The following is an 18,073-nucleotide window of genomic DNA, read 5'->3' as shown; positions in this document are numbered from 1 at the left end:
TCGACGGCTTGCTGGATGTTGAATCGCTCTGTGTTGAATCATTCAATGTCCCCACCCCATCAGAAACATGCCTGCAAACAGCCGCACCATTCCACCGACATCTACCAGACTGATTGGTGTGCCGTACGCCAACAGACCGATCAAAGACGCCCAAACAAACGTGCTGGCATAGATCGGATACAGGACTGACAGTTCGCCACCTCGCTTAAACGCAGCGACAAACAAAATCATCACGGCGATGTAACAAACGACACCGCCCAAAATCCGAGCGTTCATGACATAGCTGATCAGCGACCCGCTTGCCGGGTCGGTTCCCGATTTGTACAGAAACTGTCCGACCGCACCGAAAACCGATGCGAGTATAAAAAGCAGGATAGAAGCAACGGGCGTGTTCATAAAACCTGACTTCGGTGGTGAGTCGTCAGCGAAATGAAATGGATGAACAAGATAGCCGAATTTCAAGCGACGGTTCAAAACCCAGCTTCCGGCCAATGTGTCTTCGCTAGGCTCATCGGTAAGCAGTTACAAAATTCGCAAAGGCATGCCCCTAAGAGCAGAGCCTTGGTGTGCGGTGTCTTGCCGGCCCCAAAAGGAAACTCGGACAGCATGAGGTAGCGCATGACTCTTGCGACAGTCTTGAGCGACAGTTAGGCGACCTGAGATCCCGGTGAGGCGGGATTTGCGGGCACTTAGGTAACTTTGGCGCCGCGATGGTCTTCCGCAACTAGAATCCTTTTCCAAGCCAAGGCGATTGCTGCCTATAATATTGGTGCTGCAAAAGCTAAATTCATAAGCCATCGAACCGTTTCTGAATTTGCCCGAGGCCAAAGCACTTTCGCGATGTAGGCTGAGACCGCTCTCTGGTCGCTTGCAAACAGCTACCTTGAGAAGTCGATCGCCCCTGGAATTTGTGCTCTCACGCTTGTCTTATTCCCACCTCCACCTTCACCTTCCCCCAAAGACACTGATCATGCTGCGTCGTTCTGTTGTATCCGCGATTGTCTGTTTCGCTGCCCTGCTGCTTGCCGCACCTGTCAGTGCCGAGGCGCCTTCGGGATCCAAGCTGGGCATTGCCCAAGAAAAGCCAGCCGATGGGCCCTCGGTCAAAGTCGAAGAGGGCTTTATGGTGCCCTACGCTTTCATGATCCCGGGCACGGAACTAAAGATCGAAATGGTGCCGGTTCCTGGTGGCAAGTTCAAATTGGGCAGTCCAGAATCCGAAGCCGACCGCAACGACGATGAAGGTCCCCAGATCGAAGTCGTCGTCGATCCGATGTGGGTGATGAAGACCGAAATCAATTGGGCTCAGTACAAAGAGTACATGAAGCTGTACGGAATTTTCAAAACGTTTGAAGCCAACGGCGAACGCAAAGTAAACGACGACAACAAAGTCGACGCGATCACCGCGCCCACCGAACTGTACGACCCAAGCTTCACGTACGAGTACGGTGAAGAACCCGATCAACCTGCGGTGACGATGACGCAGTACTCGGCTCAACAATTCACCAAGTGGCTGAGCATTGTGACTGACCAGCAACTGCGACTGCCCACCGAAGCTGAGTGGGAGTACGCCGCACGCGGTGGAACCACGACGCCTTATTACTGGGGCGAATCAGCCGACGACATCGACGACTACGCTTGGAATTTTGACAACTCGGACGATGGCCCTGCTTCAGTCGGTTCCAAGAAACCCAACGCGTATGGCCTGCATGACATGCTAGGCAGTGCGTATGAATGGACCGTCAACGCTTACACCGAAGACGGCTACGCAGCGTTTGCGGACAAACAACCGATCAATGCAACCGAGGTCGTCAAATGGCCCGAAGAGTCCTACCCGGCAGTCGTCCGTGGTGGCAGTTGGGAAAAAGATCCCCCCGAGCTTCGCGCTGCCGCTCGATTGGCTAGCGATGACGAAGAGTGGAAAGAAGAAGACCCGAACTTTCCCAAAAGTCCTTGGTGGTTCACCAGCGACCCTGCACGCGGTGTTGGTTTTCGCCTTTTCCGATCCTACAAACCCCTGGCGAAAGACAAGATCACCAAGTTCTGGGAGGCCAGTGCTGAAGACGTGATCGCTGATGTCGAATCCCGTGTGGTTGGCGGACGAGGCGGATTCGGTTTGGTCGACAAAGACCTTCCCAAAGCAGCCAAAGCCCTGGAAGACAACTGATCCATTCGTTCTTCGCCGCTCCTAAGCTTAGATACCGATTTCTTTTCCTCACCAGCGGACTGAAGGTCCGTTAGACAAAAGACTCTAGCCGTGTACGAAACTCTTGCTCTTGTTGGTGCCACCGGTGCCGTTGGTCGTATCGTTCTTCAACAGCTTCAGGAACGCAAGTTTCCCTACAAGCGATTGAAGCTCCTCGCCTCGGAGCGATCCGTCGGCAAAGAAGTTCGTGTCAACGGCGAGTCAATCAAGATCGAATTGCTGGCCCCGGGTGCCTTTAAGAACATCGACCTGGTGATCGCCAGTACGCCCGATGAAATTTCGCGCGACTTCGCTCCCTACGCGGTCGAAGAAGGCGCCGTCGTGGTCGACGAAAGCGGCTACTGGCGTATGGATCCAACGGTTCCGTTGATCATTCCCGAAGTAAACCCCGATGCGATCGACAACCACAAAGGAATCATCGCTAGCCCGAACTGCAGCACGACTCAAATGGTCGTCGCACTTGCGCCGCTTCACCAAGCCGCCGGCGTCAAACGAGTGGTCGTCAGCACTTATCAAGCGACCAGCGGTGCAGGATTGGCTGGCACCGAAGAACTCAACGACAGCACTCGCAGCGCGTTGACCGGCAAGACATATCCGCCCAAGACGTTTCAGTATCCGATCGGTTTCAATTTGATCCCTCAAATCGGTTCCGAAAAACAAGATGGCTACACCAGCGAAGAAATGAAGATGGTGTACGAGACTCGCAAAATCATGGGCGACGAAAACATCCAGGTTTGCCCAACAGCGGTCCGTGTTCCGGTTGCGATCGGACACAGCGAATCGATCTTGGTGGAAACCGAAAAACCGCTCACCACGATCGAAGCTCGGCGACTGTTCGAAGACGCACCGGGGATCACGGTGGTCGACGACCTGGATAATCAACAGTATCCGATGCCGCGTGACTGCGAAGGCAAAGACGACGTGTTCGTCGGACGAATTCGCCGTGACATCAGCGGTGGCAATGGCATTGCGTTTTGGTGCGTAAGCGATAACTTGCGAAAGGGTGCCGCGACCAACGCCGTGCAAATTGCGGAGCTGCTTGTCAAACGCAGCGCCGCGGCGGCAAAGTAGTCGCGACAGTCTCGCACCCAATCGAGCAGCATGTCGCGCAATTTCAAACTTACCGTCGCTTATGACGGCACGGACTACGCCGGTTGGCAGACCCAGCCGGGCCAAGCCACGATCCAAACGGAGTTGCAAAAAGCAATTCGCAAGATCACAGGTGAATCGGTCAAGGTCATTGGCAGCGGGCGGACCGACTCGGGCGTTCACGCAATCGCGCAAGTCGCGAACTGCAAAATCCAGTCATGGCCCGCCGATGCAGCAAGTCTGCTGCGTGCCGTAAACACGTTCTTGCCTGAGACCATCGTGGTAACTCAGTCCGTCGAAGTCCACGATGACTTCCATGCCATTCGCGATGCAACCCGCAAACGCTATCGGTACCAATTGCAATTGGGGGGTGCACGAGATGTGTACCTGCACCGTTACCACTGGCGATTGAAACACAAAATTGATCCCGATTTGGTTCGCCAAGCTGCAACGTACATCGTCGGCGAACAAGACTTTGCAAGTTTCCAAGCGGCCGGTGCGATCCGCAAATCAACCGTTCGCCACGTTTACGCCTGCGATGTTTTTGTCGAACAGCTCAGTCCAGAAGCAAACCAAGCCGCCACGCCTCGCCAACGGTTGACCATCGAGGTGGAAGCAAACGGTTTTCTGTACAACATGGTTCGCAACATCGTTGGAACCATGGTCGAAGTCGGGCGAGGACGGCAGCCGCCTGAGTGGATCCCCGACGTGCTCGCTGCCAAAAATCGCGACCTCGCCGGGCAAACGGCACCTCCTCAGGGACTATTTCTCAAATTTGTTGAGTATCCCGACAATTCCGCGTCCCCTCCGGCGGACTCTTTGTCGAATTAACCATTACCAGAGGTTCGCGAGCGGCATGATGATCCGAACCACTTCCTACTCCATCGGATCTGCAATCTGACTCGCAATATGTCGGCATTTGGATTGTCTCCATCACGAGGCGGTTTATAGTCAGCATGGTCTCAAGACAGCGACAGCTCTCAAATCCAGTATGTCCCAAAATTCCACCGTCAACGATAATTCGGCCCAGCCGGAGGTGACTCCTTCGGTGGACGGTATACCGGTGGATTCGCTCGCAGCCACTGGACAGCCTGTTGTCGCGCGACGATCGCTCGTCAGCCGCCTCCCCATGACCGTTTTCTGGGCGTTGGCCGCCCAAGCAATTCTCAGCATCACACGGTTGTTGACTTCCATGACCGTGGGTGGCCGTTTTGGTTCGGGCAGCGAGGAACAGCTTGGGTATTATTCCAGCGCATTCGGCGTGCTCATGATCTTGGTCGGACTGCACGAAGCATTTGTGACCACACCGTTGACGGTTTTCAATCAAAATCGCAAAGACGACCAGCGTTCGCTTTTCTCCGGCAGCATGTTGATCACGTCTGTGTTGGTGATCGGATTGATCGCAGCAGCCACCGGCGTGTTGATCGCAATCCAATCGGGATTTCAAATCCTGAAACCCGAACTAGGCGCCGCACTGGTCGCCGCCGCCGCATTGGCTCCGCTGCAATTACTCCGAGAGTTCTCTCGACGCTGGCTCCTGGCAAACTTGCAAGTCGTTGCATCGGTCTGGATGGAGATCCTGTTTGCGGCTTGTTATTTGGCAGCCCTATTCGGATTGGTGTATGCCGCAAACGTTAGCGCCATCTCAGTGTTCGTGACGATTGGCAGTGTCAACGCATTCGGCTTGGCAATTTGGTGGTGGATCTACCGCAGTGAGTTTCAGTTCGCAAGCCGATCGACGACGCTGCAAGTGAGCGAGAATTTTCGCTACGGGCGTTGGGTTGCAGGCGAAAATGTTTGCTCCGTTTTGACCATGTACATGTGCGTCTGGGTGCTGACGTTTGCAGTCGACGAAGCCGCAGCGGGCGTGTTCTTTGCCTGCTTCACAGTCGTCCTTCTCGCCAACCCATTCTTGCTTGGCATCGCCAGCATCCTGGCCCCCCGCGCCGCTCAGGAGTTTGTTCGTGATGGCTGGGTGGGACTCCGAAAGATTCTTTTACAGTACGGAATACTGGTGGTTGGCGTGCTCGCTTGCTTCTCTGGTTTTCTGTTCATCTTCGGCGATGAGCTAACGGATTTCTTTTTCGGTCCCAAGTATGCTCAGTATTTCGTCGACAACTTTGATGGAGTCAACAGGATTACAGCGACCCTTGGCTTGGCAATGCCACTCCTGGGGCTTAGTTTCGTTTTGACCAGTGGGCTGCTAGCAGCAAATCGTCCGTTCGAGAGTTTCTATGCGGCGGTCGTGGGGCTGGTCATTTTGATCGTCGCAAATCTTGCATTCTCCGATCGTACTCTGGAAACCGCGGCCCGCAGCTTCGTCGTCTCGATTGCTGGCACTATGCTATGTCGTCTCTTCTTTTTGATTCGCGCCTACCGATCTGAATCGGGTCGACCTGCTGCCACCGAACCCTCCACGACCTGAGCATCATGTCGCTCTTATTGCTGATCGACGGATACAACGTGGTTTCGCCGGTCGCGCCTCCGTCGCGAAACACCGATCCGAACTGGTTGCATCGCGAACGGATGCAATTAATCGACCGGCTCGTTCAGCACCTGGACGCCAATACGCGAGCACGTACGCGAGTTATCTTTGATGCGGCCAATCCGCCGCGTGATCGCCCTAGCGAATACGAAATCGAAGGCATCCAAATCCGCTTCGCTGTTGACTTTCCCGAAGCCGACGATTTGATCGAAGAGACCATCGCCGCGCATCATTCTCCCAAACAACTTGGCGTCGTTTCGTCAGATCACCGTGTTCAAGCCGCCGCCAAACGCCGAGGCGCGACGTGTTTTGATTCGGAACCTTGGTTGGATGATTTGCTGGACAATCGAGTGCGTCTTGCCGTTAAACGCCCAAACGGGGCAGGGCAGTGGAGTGCCGATTCAGAAAAGCCGTCCATCGAACTGAGCCAAGACAATGTCAGCGACTGGATGAAAGAGTTCGGTTTCGACGACTAGGCACCGTAGCCATCAGTCACCCGTCCCTACGATCCCAATCGCAACAAACCAGCAACCGCACAGTCGGGCGGCATCACTCGGAGACTGACGTAGCCCGACTTTGTGCCCTCCATCGCAATCCCTTTGGATCGCACCAACGACCAACCAGCCGACACCCGTCTCTACGATCCAAATCGCAACAACCTTTCACCGTTCGGTCGGGCTGCATCACTCGGAGAGTGATGGCTACTTTACGTCGCTTCGCTGCTCGTTGGCCCTGCGGCCCAGGTTTCCGTATCGGTGGTAGTCATTAGAAACCGATTGTTCATCCAGGTACCGCAGACATTCGATTCGACCATCACTAAGAACGGGTTCGTAAATCATGGTGACAAACTGCTCGGCACAAACTTTCTGCAAACCCGTATAGTCGGTGTCGGACGTCAGCACTCGCAAACGCTTCACATCGCCACCGACGACGCGAGCAGCGAGCTGGGCAATTGTTTCTTCGAGTGGTTCCACCAATCCAGGGACGTAGTCAGCGGGCGACTGCAGCAGTTCTTTGATCGTTTCAGGCAGACGAGGATCGATCGACAATGTGACCTGAGCCCGAACAGCCACCGCGGCCGTCACGCAAACGAGCGCGTCACGAAGTTGTTCTTGCGCATCGACACGAATCGTCATTGCTCGTACGGGGCGGTAGCGACGCAAGTTATCTTGCCCGACCAATTGCACCGTGTCGTGTTCACGCGAAAATTCGGCATCGACTGCGGCGCGTTGGCTGCCAACAACGCGTTGCAAGTCGTCGGCTAATTCGGTGGACATCACCCCGCTTTCTTCAAACACTTCCACCCAACTTTGCACTCGATCAAGTTCGTCGTGTTCAGCGTCCGAAACGGGAAGGGTCGCATTGCCATCGACGACTTGCATCAGCGGCAGTACATAGTGAGGCCCGCCGGCTTTCACGCCCGGACCATAAGCACTTAGACCGACACCACCAAACGGTTGACGCAAGACAATTGCGCCCGTCGTGGGGCGATTGATGTAAAGATTGCCCGCTCCGATGGACTGCTGCCAAAGTTCGACTTCTCGGTCGTCCAGACTCTCGATACCACTGGTCAGACCGTAGCCCGTGCTGCGAACAATCTCAATCGCTTCTTCCAATCGCGAATAACGCATCACACCGAGCACCGGACCAAACAGTTCGGTTAGATGCGTGAAGCTGCCTGGGCGGATATTCCATTTCACACCGGGGCGGTACAGATTCGGGTTGTCGTCGATGTGCTCCGGGACGACCAACCATGATTCGTCGTCCTGAAGCGTCTTCATTCCACGCGTCAGTTCCTCGCTGGGTTCTCCAATCAGCGGACCAACACTGGTCGACAAATCCCAAGCCGAACCGACACGAAGACTTTCGACAGCGTCGGCCAGTGTGTCGCGGAATGTTTCATCGTGAAAGACTTCGTCTTCCAACAACAGCAGCGACGTTGCGCTGCACTTCTGACCGCCATGGCCAAACGCAGAAGAGATCACGTGCTTGATCGCTTGATCGCGATCCGCCAGGGCCGTCACGATCGTTGCGTTCTTGCCACCAGTTTCTGCCAGTAAATGCAGATCCGAACGAACCGACAACATTCGCTTGGCGGTCTCCGTGCCTCCCGTCAAAATCACGGTGTCAACCAACGGGTTTTCGACCAAACCTGTTTGAGCATTTTTGCCAGAGCAGGGCACCAATTGCAAAACGTCTTTGGGCACACCGGCATCCCAGAAAGCTTCGCAAAGCAGCGCTGCGGTCAAAATGGTTTGGCTGGCAGGTTTCAGAATCACCGTGTTGCCTGCAGCCAAAGCCGCCGCAATTCCGCCACAGGGAATGGCCAGCGGAAAATTCCAAGGAGTAATGACAGCCACCACACCACGCGGCTGCAACTGGATGGTGGGATGCTGCAACCATTCGCGAACGGTCAGCGGATAGAATTCGCAAAAGTCGATTGCCTCGCTGACTTCTGGATCGGCCTGTGGAACCGTCTTGCCACCATCGGCGACCATCGCGCCCATCAAATCGCCACGACGCTCACGCAACTTTTGCGCAACCGCGCGAAGCAGTGCATGCCGATGCTCGATTGTCGACGACCGCCAACCGCTCTTGTCTTGATCTGCGATCGTCACGCTTTGCCGAATCTGGTCAACCGAAGCGAGCTTCGCACGGGCAATCACCACATCCGGGCGCGACGGGTCAGCTGATTCGATGGTCGTTTCGCCGTCGCAAGATTGGCCGCCAATCTCCAGCGGAATCGTGGTGGCTGCGTCATTGCATTTCGCTTGCCAAGTTTCCAGTAGCTTGGACGCCCAGTCAGCGTTGGCGGGGATCGACCAATCCGTATCAGGTTCGTTGACCAACAAAGACCAATGCGGAGCAACACTGGGATGCGTGGGTTCGTCAAAACGGGAACCTTCATGCCGCGGTGCATCGCTGATCGATTCGGACAACGCAAAGGATCGGCGAAAATCATCTGCCAGCGAATCAAACTCGGGCGTGCCTGGCTGCAACCGGTAAGCATGACGCAGAAAGTTTTGCGGCCCCGTATTTTCGTCCAAACGACGTATCAAATAGCCGATCGCATTAAGAAAACCATCTCGGCGGCATGCGGGAGCGTAAAGCAACATGTCTGACCCACGCTCGGTCAAAGCACGGCGCTGATGATTTGCCATCCCTTCAAGCATTTCGATTTGGATGCGGTCACCTAAATCGCGGTCGGCAGTCCACACCAAAGCCAATGCGACGTCAAACAAATTGTGCGATGCAACGCCGACACGCAAGTTTTGGTTCGCTGCAGCGTCGATCAATTCTCGAAGCATCCGTTTGTAGTTGGCGTCCGTTTCCGTTTTTTGTTCGTACGGTGCTTGCGGATGCCCCATCACTGAAGCATGCACACGCTCCATTTCCATGTTCGCGCCTTTGACCAATCGAATCGTCAATGGTTCACCGCCGGCGGCAACTCGTTTGGCTGACCAATCGATTAAGTCTCGCATCACACGCGCTGAATCGGGGACGTACGCCTGCAGCGCGATGCCGGCGCGAACTTGATCGAGACCTTTTCGGTCGAGCGTTTCTTGCAAGACTTCGGCCGTCAGATACAGATCACGATATTCCTCCATGTCCAAATAAACGAACTTGCCACGTTCAGTGTCGGGATCGATTTCCTGCATCGCGGTGCGATACAGCGTTTCCATCCGATCGGATACTTTGCGAATCGTGTGTTGACGAGCGAGCGCAGACACTTGGCTGTAAACAGTGGAAATCTTGACGCTCAGACATTTCACTTCCGGCATCCGCAACGCTTCGAAACACTGTTGCATTCGCCGCTTGGTTTCTTCTTCGCCCAAGATCGCTTCGCCCAGCAAGTTGACGTTCATGCTGACGCCGTGGGCCTGACGGGCTTTCAAGTGCTCGGCCAGCAACTCCGGTTCGGCCGGCAAAATGACATTGGCCGTCTCACGCCGCATCTTCTCTTTGACCAACGGCACCGCTACGCCGGGCAAGTATTCGCCGAAAGATTGAAATCCTTTCAGCATGGCCTGTTCGACCGGACTGAAAAATCGCGGCACGCCTTGGACATCCAAGAGGTGCGTCAATTGGTCCGCAACCCGCGCGGGAGTATGCGTTCGAAATGCCTGGTCGGTCATTTCGACCATCGTCGCTTTGTCCTCGGCACTTTCCACCATCCGGTCCAACTCGGCCTGCTGGCGGCGTTCCTGCGGGGTTTGCAGCGAAATCGCTTCCCTGAGCAATTCGGCGGCCAGCTCAATGGCTCGGCCCGCGGTTGATTGGTCAGAATTGCGTACTGGTGGTGTCGTCATAATTTCGTTCGATTCCCCAAGGCAGTTGGCTCGCTACTAGGGTGGAAATCCCTGACCTACCCATCCGCTACGGGCAGTCCGTTCTGCGGCTTCACGATTGTTACAAGTTTGACGCGTTTTTGTCGAACGCTTTCGATGCCGAATTGTCTTTTCGCGGCGTTTTCGCAACCTTCCGCCCCCGGGGTCAGAAGCGTAGAATCCAAGGCCATCGAATCGATCCGTATTGACGATATGGATACGATCGCTTGACCTTAAACTGCCTCTCCTACGAAATGGCTAAACGATGAGTGCCACAGCGACTGATCAGCGCGTTTTCAATTTTTCTGCCGGTCCCGCCGCCTTGCCGCTTTCAGTTCTGAAAGAAGTCCAGGACGAAATGCTCTGCTTGCCCGGCGCGGGCTGTTCGCTGCTGGAGATGAGTCACCGCAACAAGATTTTCATTGACATCTTGCATGATGCTGAAAATGGAATCCGGTCGTTGCTAAACATCAGCGATGACTACGCCGTGCTGTTTTTGCAAGGCGGAGCCGCTTTGCAGTTTTCCATGATCCCGGCAAACTTAGCCAAGGACACCGGCAAAAAGGCCAACTACATCACCACGGGAACGTGGGGCAAAAAAGCCGTCAACGAAGGCAAAAAGGAATGCGATTTTGAAGTCGTCTATGACGCGGCCGACAGCAACTACAACCACGTGCCTTCGGCCGATCAGTACAACATCAGCGACGACGCTGCGTACCTTTATTACTGCAGCAACGAAACCATCCATGGCGTGCAATTCGCTGACGAACCCACCGTTCCGTCAAGTGTGCCATTGATCAGCGACGCATCGAGCGATTTTCTGTGCCGCCCATTGGACATCAGCAAGTACGGCCTGATGTACGCGTGTGCTCAGAAGAACGCAGGCCCCGCGGGCGTGACCGTCGCCGTGATGCGAAAGGATTTGCTCGAACGTGGCAGTGCGACGCTCCCGGGTTACATGCAATACAAGAACCACGCCGAAGCCGATTCGGAATGGAATACACCACCGACGTTCGCAATCTATGTGCTGGGTAAAGTCGCCCGTTGGTTGCAACAAGACATCGGTGGACTCGCTGCGATGGAGAAAATCAATCGCGAAAAATCACAGTTGCTCTACGACGCGATTGACAACAACAGCGGCTTCTACAAAGGCCATGCGGTGACCGAAGCACGATCGTTGATGAACGTCACGTTCAACTTGCCCAGCGACGAATTACTGGCAAAGTTTGTCGATGAAGCCGGGCAACACGAACTGTCGGCTCTGAAAGGACACCGAAGTGTCGGCGGAATCCGTGCGAGCATCTACAACGCGATGCCCACCGAAGGCGCCCAAGCACTTGCCAGCTTCATGAACGATTTCGCATCGAAGAACGGCTAGATCGAACGCCTGTTGTCAGCCGCTGGCTCTCGCCGCGGCCACTCGTTGTTCCCCCGACCTGTGCATGACAAGGCCCGTGGCAAACGCCTGCGGTTCACACAAAACACCCCGAACTCTCCCTGCTCCCAGACTTCTCCCATGTTCAAAATCCAAACGCTCAACAACATTTCCGGCAAAGGTCTCCAACGTCTTCCCAGCGAGTCTTACGAAGTCGCTTCGGAAGTCGACAAGCCAGATGCAATCATGTTGCGTTCGTTCAAAATGCACGACATGGAACTGCCTGAATCGGTCGTCGCGATCGGTCGCGCGGGTGCTGGCGTCAACAACATTCCGGTCGACAAAATGAGTGCCAAAGGCGTTCCCGTTTTCAACGCGCCCGGTGCTAACGCCAACGCAGTGAAAGAACTAGTTGTCGCCGGTTTGTTAATGGCAGCGAGAAACATCACGCCCGCTCAGCAATTCGCGGCTGGCTTATCGGGCAACGACGACGAAATCTCCAAAGCTGTTGAGTCAGGCAAAAAGAACTTCGTCGGCTACGAACTACCGTCCAAAACACTGGGCGTGATCGGATTGGGCGCCATTGGATTGCGAGTCGCCAACGCCGCGTTGTCACTGGGCATGAAAGTCGTCGGGTTTGATCCGCAGATTTCCGTACAAAGCGCATGGCAACTGGACAGCGGTGTCGAGAAAGCGGTCAGCATCGACCAGGTATTCACCAAGTGCGATGCCGTGTCGGTTCACGTGCCACTCTTGGATGCAACTCGGGGATTGGTCAGCGCTCAACGAATCGCGATGATGCCCAAAGGCGGTGTGATTGTAAACTTGGCTCGCGGCGGCATCTGTGACGACGACGCCGTTTTGTCGGCGCTGGATACCGGTCACTTGCACGCCTACGTGATCGACTTCCCAACTAGCAAATTGCTGAAACACCCCAAAGTGATTTCGTTCCCACACTTGGGTGCATCGACCGAAGAAGCCGAAGAGAACTGCGCGATCATGGTCGCTGACCAAGTGCGTGAATATTTGGAAGACGGCACGATCAAGAACAGTGTCAACTTTCCCGAAGCATTCATGCCACGCGGTGGCGGCGGCAAGCGAATCACAATCGCCAATGCCAATGTGCCCAACATGGTCGGCCAAATTTCAACCATCTTGGCCACAGCAAACTTGAATATCGCCGACTTGCTGAACAAGTCACGCGGCGACATCGCGTACACGATCATCGATGTTGATGGCGAAGTGTCTGACGACACCGTCGTCAGCCTAAAAGGCATCGAAGGCGTCCTGTCACTTCGCGTCATCTAGACGTTTCCATAGAAAGCCTGGCAGCAACACTGCAACTGCTTTTCATTCACCAAACGCGAATGATCGGCAGTGATGGAAAACGGCAAAAGCCTTGTGATTCAGCAAGGGAATGGCCCACTTTCCGCCATTTCTGTAACCGAAAATTCTTGCCGGTTGCATTAGCATGGGATAAGGTAATGGGCTTATAAATTGCCCTACCCAAATCGCCCATTCTTGTTGAAGCACCATGTTTTTCCGCACGCCCAAATCCGATTCGGCAAGCCGTAAACAATCGACTCCGCAATCGCTGGGACGCATTTCGTGGCAGACGAAATTGCTGGAGCCTCGCATCATGCTTGCCGCCGACGCTGGTGTTGCTGCGGAAGTTGCCACCGCCGTCGCCGACACGCCCGCTTGCGAAGTTGTAAACGTCAAAACGACTTTGGCTCAGAGCATCGTTTTTGTCGATAGCGATCTCAATGATGCCGACGTCTTGCTCGACGGATTAGCGAACGACAGTGAGATCGTGTTGCTGGACGCTTCGCGCGATGCGATTGATCAAATTTCCAGCGTCCTGTCAGACCGCAGCAACGTGGACCAAGTTCACATTGTTACCCATGGCCAATCCGGTGCGGTCCTGCTGGGCAATCAGCTGATCGATGGAAAAACCCTTGCCGCTCGCAGCAGACAGATCAGCGTTTGGTCAGACGCCTTGACCGCCGATGCCGACATCTTGCTTTACGGTTGTAACACGGGGCAGGGCAGGGCGGGTGCTCAATTCGTCGCGGGGCTTGCCAAGCTAACGAGCGCTGACGTCGCTGCGTCAACCAACTTGACCGGTGATCGTTCGCAAGGTGGTGACTGGGATTTTGAAATTAAGTCAGGGGAAGTGGAATCTTTCGTCGCATTCGACGTCGTTGCACGCAATCGCTTTCAAAACACGCTGAACATTACCGTCAATGCTTGGGGTGATACGGGTGAGGAACAGTTTGACCTGTTGATCGATGGCGGCGTCGTCCAGTCATGGACGGCCGACACAACGTGGCAGCCCTTTGAGTATGTAACCGACGAATCGATCACTGCGGATCGTGTTGCGATTCGGTTCAAAAACGATTTGTACCAACCCGAAAACGGAATCGACCGAAACTTGACGGTCGACAACATTGTCATCGACGGCAACCTCTATGAGACCGAATCACCGACGACGTTTTCCACCGGAACGTGGCTGCCCGATGACGGCGTTGCGGATGGCTATGGGCGTGGACAAGTGCTGCATGCCAATGGCGTTTTTGAATACCTGTCAGGCGCCAACGAACCACTAGTTTGGGGCGGCGCCGATTGGACCAACAATGATCCAAACGATCTGGTTTACGTTGACCCCAGTCGCAACGAGCTTGTGCTTCCATCGGGCGACGAGACATCGGTTTGGCGAGTCGCCGATGTCCAAGCAGGCGGCGTGTACAAATTCTCGGTCGATGCCGTGGTAAACTTCTATGCATCCGATGCAGGACAGCAAGCTCCGTATGCCAGCGTCGGAATCGATTTCCGTAACGCCGAAGGGGTAGAGATCGGTGAATTGATCATCGACACTAACACTTCGGACGCATCATCGCCCGCAGTCGACCGCGAATTCGTTGCTCCTAAGGGAACCGCTTTCGCGACCATCTGGGCTTGGCAAGGCGAAGCCCCCAGCGACTCTTTGTCCGAATTGCGTTTGCAACAGGTCAGCTTGGAACGCATTGACTTGAGCGGCGATACAACGCCCCCGACCGCTGAGCTGAACCCCAACAATCCTCCGCTGGTATTCAACAATGCCAACGACTCATTGTCGTTCATCGTCAAATACAACGACGACCAGCGACTGGGTAGCCCCGCTTCGATTCGTGTGACGGGACCGAACGGATACGACCAAATTGCCGTGGCGTTCACCGGTGGCGGAAACGGTGTCACGGAAATCACCACCCTGCATGGCATCTTTCCTGAAGTAGCCGGAACTCCTACCCGCGACTGGAGCACGCAGGATAACGGTGAGTACACGGTCATCTTGGAACCAAACTCGCTGACTGACCAAGCGGGCAATGTCGCACCGGGTCAAGTCCTTGGCACATTCTTGGTTTCGATCGGTGACGAAACCGATACCATTCCGCCAACGGCTCGACTAGCGACAACCACCGCTCAGATTAACGAAATTGGCGAAGTGCAGTTTGGCCTGGTCTACCAGGACAATATCGAGCGAGTCTCGTTCGCCAACGATGGTCAGCCAACGGTGACGGTCACCGGACCCAATGGTTACCAACAAAGTTTCTCGGGATTTGCTGGAGGCATCGGTTCGGGCATCAACGAAATGGTTGAGTTCTTCGTTCTCCCTCCGGGGCCGAACGGCTATGTTGCAGGCGAGTATTTTGTCTCCTTAAACGAAGGCCGCATCCTTGACGAATCCGGCAATGCCGCCCCCGCGGGCTTGCTCGGTTCGTTTCAGCTTCTTGCTGGCTAGTCAGTTTACGTTTCGACATTTGATTCACATACAATGAAGCGAGCAGTCCTGGACTGCTCGCTTTTTTCATTGCCTCTCCTCTGTCCCCGATTCAACATTATGCGAACGTCGCGATCCAATCTTCCCTGCCTCGCTTTGCTAATTCTCGTGGCGGCGTCCTGCCTGGATGTGGCTTTGGTTTCCGGACAAAAACCGAACGTCCTAATCATCGTTACGGATGAACACAACTTTCGCACATTGGGTTGCTACCGCGATCAAATGGACAGAGAACAAGCCGAAATGTGGGGGCCCGGCGCCGTCGTCGAAACGCCCCACATCGATCGTTTGGCAGATGAAGGAGTCCTGTGCACGCGGGCGTACGCGACGGCGCCGGTGTGCACCCCATGCCGCGCTGCGATGTTCACCGGCCTGTACCCGCACAACACGGGAGCTCCCAAAAACGACCTCAAGCTTCGCGACGATATTCCCACGATTGCCAAAATCCTGAATCAACAGGGCTACCGATCTTCTTTCGTCGGCAAATGGCACTTGGCTGGCACTGGCAAGCCCGAATGGTCGCCCAAAGTTGATGGTGGATTCACGTTCAAATCAGCCATGTACAACCGTGGCCATTGGAAGAAATTCCAAATGACCGACAAGGGTCCAAGAGTCGGGGCCAAAGACGGTAAGGGACGTCCGTCCTACGGCGTCGACCAGGCTGACGCCAAAACGTTCTCGACTGATTTCCTGACCGACCGTGCGATCGAATTTATCTCGCAAGACGACGCAACGCCTTTTTTGACCGTGATCAGCTACCCCGATCCACATGGCCCCAACACCGTGCGCGCTCCGTACGATCACATGTACGATCACTTGCGTTTTTTGCCGCCACGAACTTATGGCCGCGATGATATGGCCAAACCGGGCTGGCTTTCGGGCAACGCCAAAAAGCATCCACCGTTTCGTGGCGAACAAATGAGCAAATACTTTGGAATGGTAAAGTGTCTTGATGACAACATCGGACGCATCTTGAAAACGCTCACCAACACCAACCAACTGGATTCGACCGTGATCGTTTTTACGTCGGACCACGGCGACCTTTGCTACGAACACGATCGACTTAACAAAGGCAATCCCTACGAAGGGTCGGCTCGCGTTCCCTTCTTGATTCGATATCCGGATCGTTTCGCCGCTGGAACCGTCTATCGTGATCCCGTCGGCACTGTCGATCTTACTCCAACCGTTTCATCACTTGCCGGCATTCAACCGCTCGAGTCATTTGAAGGACGAGATCTTAGCGGGCTGCTATCTACCACGGACGATTCGCAATCGGCACGCATTACGTTCCTGCGCAATGCCGGCGAAAGTCCAAACTGGATGGCAGCAGTCGATCGTCGCTACAAACTCATTGTCTCGGTGAACGATCAGCCTTGGTTGATGGACTCCGAAACAGACCCGGATGAACTACTTAATTTCTATGGCAGACCGGGTACAGAAGCGATCGTCAAACGGCTTGCAACGAGCCTGCAAGATTACGCAAAGAAAACGAACGACCCTTTCGCGAGTAACGAAAACATCGAGCGTTCAATCGCAAAGTGCATCAAGTAATTGCTTTGCCTGCGTATGTGTCGTGGCCCCCCGAAGGCGAATGCGCTATCGCAAGCTGACAATACCTACACTGCTTGAAACTCCAATTGCTAGCTCGACCGACAAGCTAGTTTCGCCCAATGGGCGGTGCACTAATGCGGGGTTTCTAAACACCCCTGCACGCAGATTTTTTTGTGAACAATCACCTTAAGCACTCGTTTATACGGTTGTCACCTAATCGAACACACGGGTAGCATTACCATCGAAACGTGACCGTTGCGAAATTCACTTCGCACAAGCGAAACACGTTCGCCTTGAAGCTACGTTCGCGTCGATTCAAGCGTTGGCTTCGCTGATCTCTTCTTCAATTGCAGCTCAGGCCGGAATGATACGGTACTCCTATTCGCAAATGCTAGATGCGACGCTTCGGCTTTGCCGCGTGCGTCGCGGGACGGAATCCGATGCGGCGGAGCAACTGCCAACGAACGAATCGCTCGCACTTTCACAGCGAGCAAACGTATTGTCGGAGTCTCATGCACTGCTATACCGTGCCCTCGCCAATGCGATGGGGACCGACTGCGCAATCTTTGCCAAGTCACGGCTTTCTGATTTTTTGGCCCTGCGTGACGGAGGCAAGGACCTGAAGCTCGCGATTAAAATGGATCGCAAGTACGTCGATTTCATGTTGTGCGATCCTTCATCAATGCAGCCGATTGCCGCTGTTCAACTGGTCCTCAATCCGAAGGACAAGCCGGGAGCTCGACCTCCCGTGGATCCTTTCATTGCCCAAGCGTTAAGGGCTGCCGGTATCAAACTGCTCCGAATCGACGCTCGCAAAAACTACTGCTCGGACGAACTGCGGAAGGCTCTGTTGCCAAAAGTCAGTGCCTGCGTTGTCACCAGCGAATTATCCGCCACTGAGATGACAGACCGTTCGGGCAATGCAAGCGATTCATCAACTCAGCCCACGACACTGACGCATAGCTTTGACTCCAGGCTCCAGCCCGGCCTCCCAGCGAGCCCTGTTCGGCCCAACCTTGTCGAGCAGACGATCTCGGCTTAAGCCACCTGTTCGCGATTTGCGAGTGTGCAGGCCTTCGCAAACTGTCTTTTGTTCCTAAAAGGCCGCGTTAGGTGGGCCGGTAGATCTCCCACCCCGACGCTACTGAACTGATCTTGTTCTTGTACCTGTAGGCGTCTGCAAGAGAGCTTGCATCTCTATCGCCGATGCAGTGTCGCTGAT

At 54.8% G+C, this 18,073-nt stretch carries 12 protein-coding genes; 10 read left to right on the top strand and 2 right to left on the bottom strand.

Annotated features, from left to right (window positions below):
• Positions 1-42: 42 nt before the first annotated feature.
• Positions 43-396 carry a hypothetical protein gene (locus K239x_RS04080; RefSeq protein WP_145416376.1) on the bottom strand — a complete coding sequence of 118 codons (354 nt, stop codon included), beginning with the start codon at positions 394-396 and terminating at the stop codon, positions 43-45.
• Between the two features lie 574 nt (positions 397-970).
• Here K239x_RS04080 and K239x_RS04075 point away from each other — a divergent pair.
• The 5 genes from K239x_RS04075 (at position 971) to K239x_RS04055 (ending at position 6,256) form a co-directional block, all read left to right on the top strand.
• Positions 971-2,167: a formylglycine-generating enzyme family protein gene (locus tag K239x_RS04075; protein ID WP_145416375.1), complete on the top strand. Its 1,197-nt coding sequence runs from the start codon at positions 971-973 to the stop codon at positions 2,165-2,167.
• 90 nt (positions 2,168-2,257) lie between these two features.
• Positions 2,258-3,277 (top strand): aspartate-semialdehyde dehydrogenase, encoded by a 1,020-nt coding sequence (locus K239x_RS04070; protein ID WP_145416374.1) that lies wholly within the window; start codon positions 2,258-2,260, stop codon positions 3,275-3,277.
• A gap of 30 nt (positions 3,278-3,307) precedes the next feature.
• Positions 3,308-4,126 carry a tRNA pseudouridine(38-40) synthase TruA gene (gene truA / locus K239x_RS04065; protein ID WP_145416373.1) on the top strand — a complete coding sequence of 273 codons (819 nt, stop codon included), beginning with the start codon at positions 3,308-3,310 and terminating at the stop codon, positions 4,124-4,126.
• A 160-nt stretch (positions 4,127-4,286) separates the two neighbouring features.
• Positions 4,287-5,720, top strand: coding sequence for a lipopolysaccharide biosynthesis protein (locus K239x_RS04060; protein ID WP_145416372.1), 1,434 nt, complete (start codon positions 4,287-4,289; stop codon positions 5,718-5,720).
• Positions 5,721-5,725: 5 nt separating this feature from the next.
• Complete coding sequence (locus tag K239x_RS04055) at positions 5,726-6,256, top strand: NYN domain-containing protein (RefSeq protein WP_145416371.1); 531 nt, start codon at positions 5,726-5,728, stop codon at positions 6,254-6,256.
• A 225-nt stretch (positions 6,257-6,481) separates the two neighbouring features.
• Here K239x_RS04055 and K239x_RS04050 read toward each other — a convergent pair whose 3' ends face one another.
• Positions 6,482-10,090: a bifunctional proline dehydrogenase/L-glutamate gamma-semialdehyde dehydrogenase gene (locus K239x_RS04050; RefSeq protein ID WP_145416370.1), complete on the bottom strand. Its 3,609-nt coding sequence runs from the start codon at positions 10,088-10,090 to the stop codon at positions 6,482-6,484.
• Positions 10,091-10,430: 340 nt separating this feature from the next.
• On the opposite strand from K239x_RS04050, the gene serC reads away from it, so the two are divergent.
• The 5 genes from serC (at position 10,431) to K239x_RS04025 (ending at position 17,893) form a co-directional block, all read left to right on the top strand.
• Positions 10,431-11,486, top strand: coding sequence for a 3-phosphoserine/phosphohydroxythreonine transaminase (serC, locus tag K239x_RS04045; protein WP_419190048.1), 1,056 nt, complete (start codon positions 10,431-10,433; stop codon positions 11,484-11,486).
• Between the two features lie 138 nt (positions 11,487-11,624).
• Positions 11,625-12,791 (top strand): phosphoglycerate dehydrogenase, encoded by a 1,167-nt coding sequence (locus K239x_RS04040; protein WP_145416368.1) that lies wholly within the window; start codon positions 11,625-11,627, stop codon positions 12,789-12,791.
• A gap of 226 nt (positions 12,792-13,017) precedes the next feature.
• Complete coding sequence (locus tag K239x_RS04035) at positions 13,018-15,264, top strand: DUF4347 domain-containing protein (protein ID WP_145416367.1); 2,247 nt, start codon at positions 13,018-13,020, stop codon at positions 15,262-15,264.
• A gap of 99 nt (positions 15,265-15,363) precedes the next feature.
• Positions 15,364-16,851, top strand: coding sequence for a sulfatase family protein (locus K239x_RS04030; RefSeq protein WP_419189649.1), 1,488 nt, complete (start codon positions 15,364-15,366; stop codon positions 16,849-16,851).
• Between the two features lie 364 nt (positions 16,852-17,215).
• The gene (locus K239x_RS04025; RefSeq protein WP_145416366.1) at positions 17,216-17,893 is read left to right on the top strand and encodes a DUF2726 domain-containing protein; all 678 of its coding nucleotides are present in this window, start codon (positions 17,216-17,218) and stop codon (positions 17,891-17,893) included.
• Positions 17,894-18,073: the final 180 nt, after the last annotated feature.

It is taken from the genome of Stieleria marina (genome assembly GCA_007741555.1).
Classification (GTDB): domain Bacteria; phylum Planctomycetota; class Planctomycetia; order Pirellulales; family Pirellulaceae; genus K23-9.
Note: the sequence above shows the minus strand (reverse complement) of the source record. Positions and strands in the feature narration are given on the sequence as shown.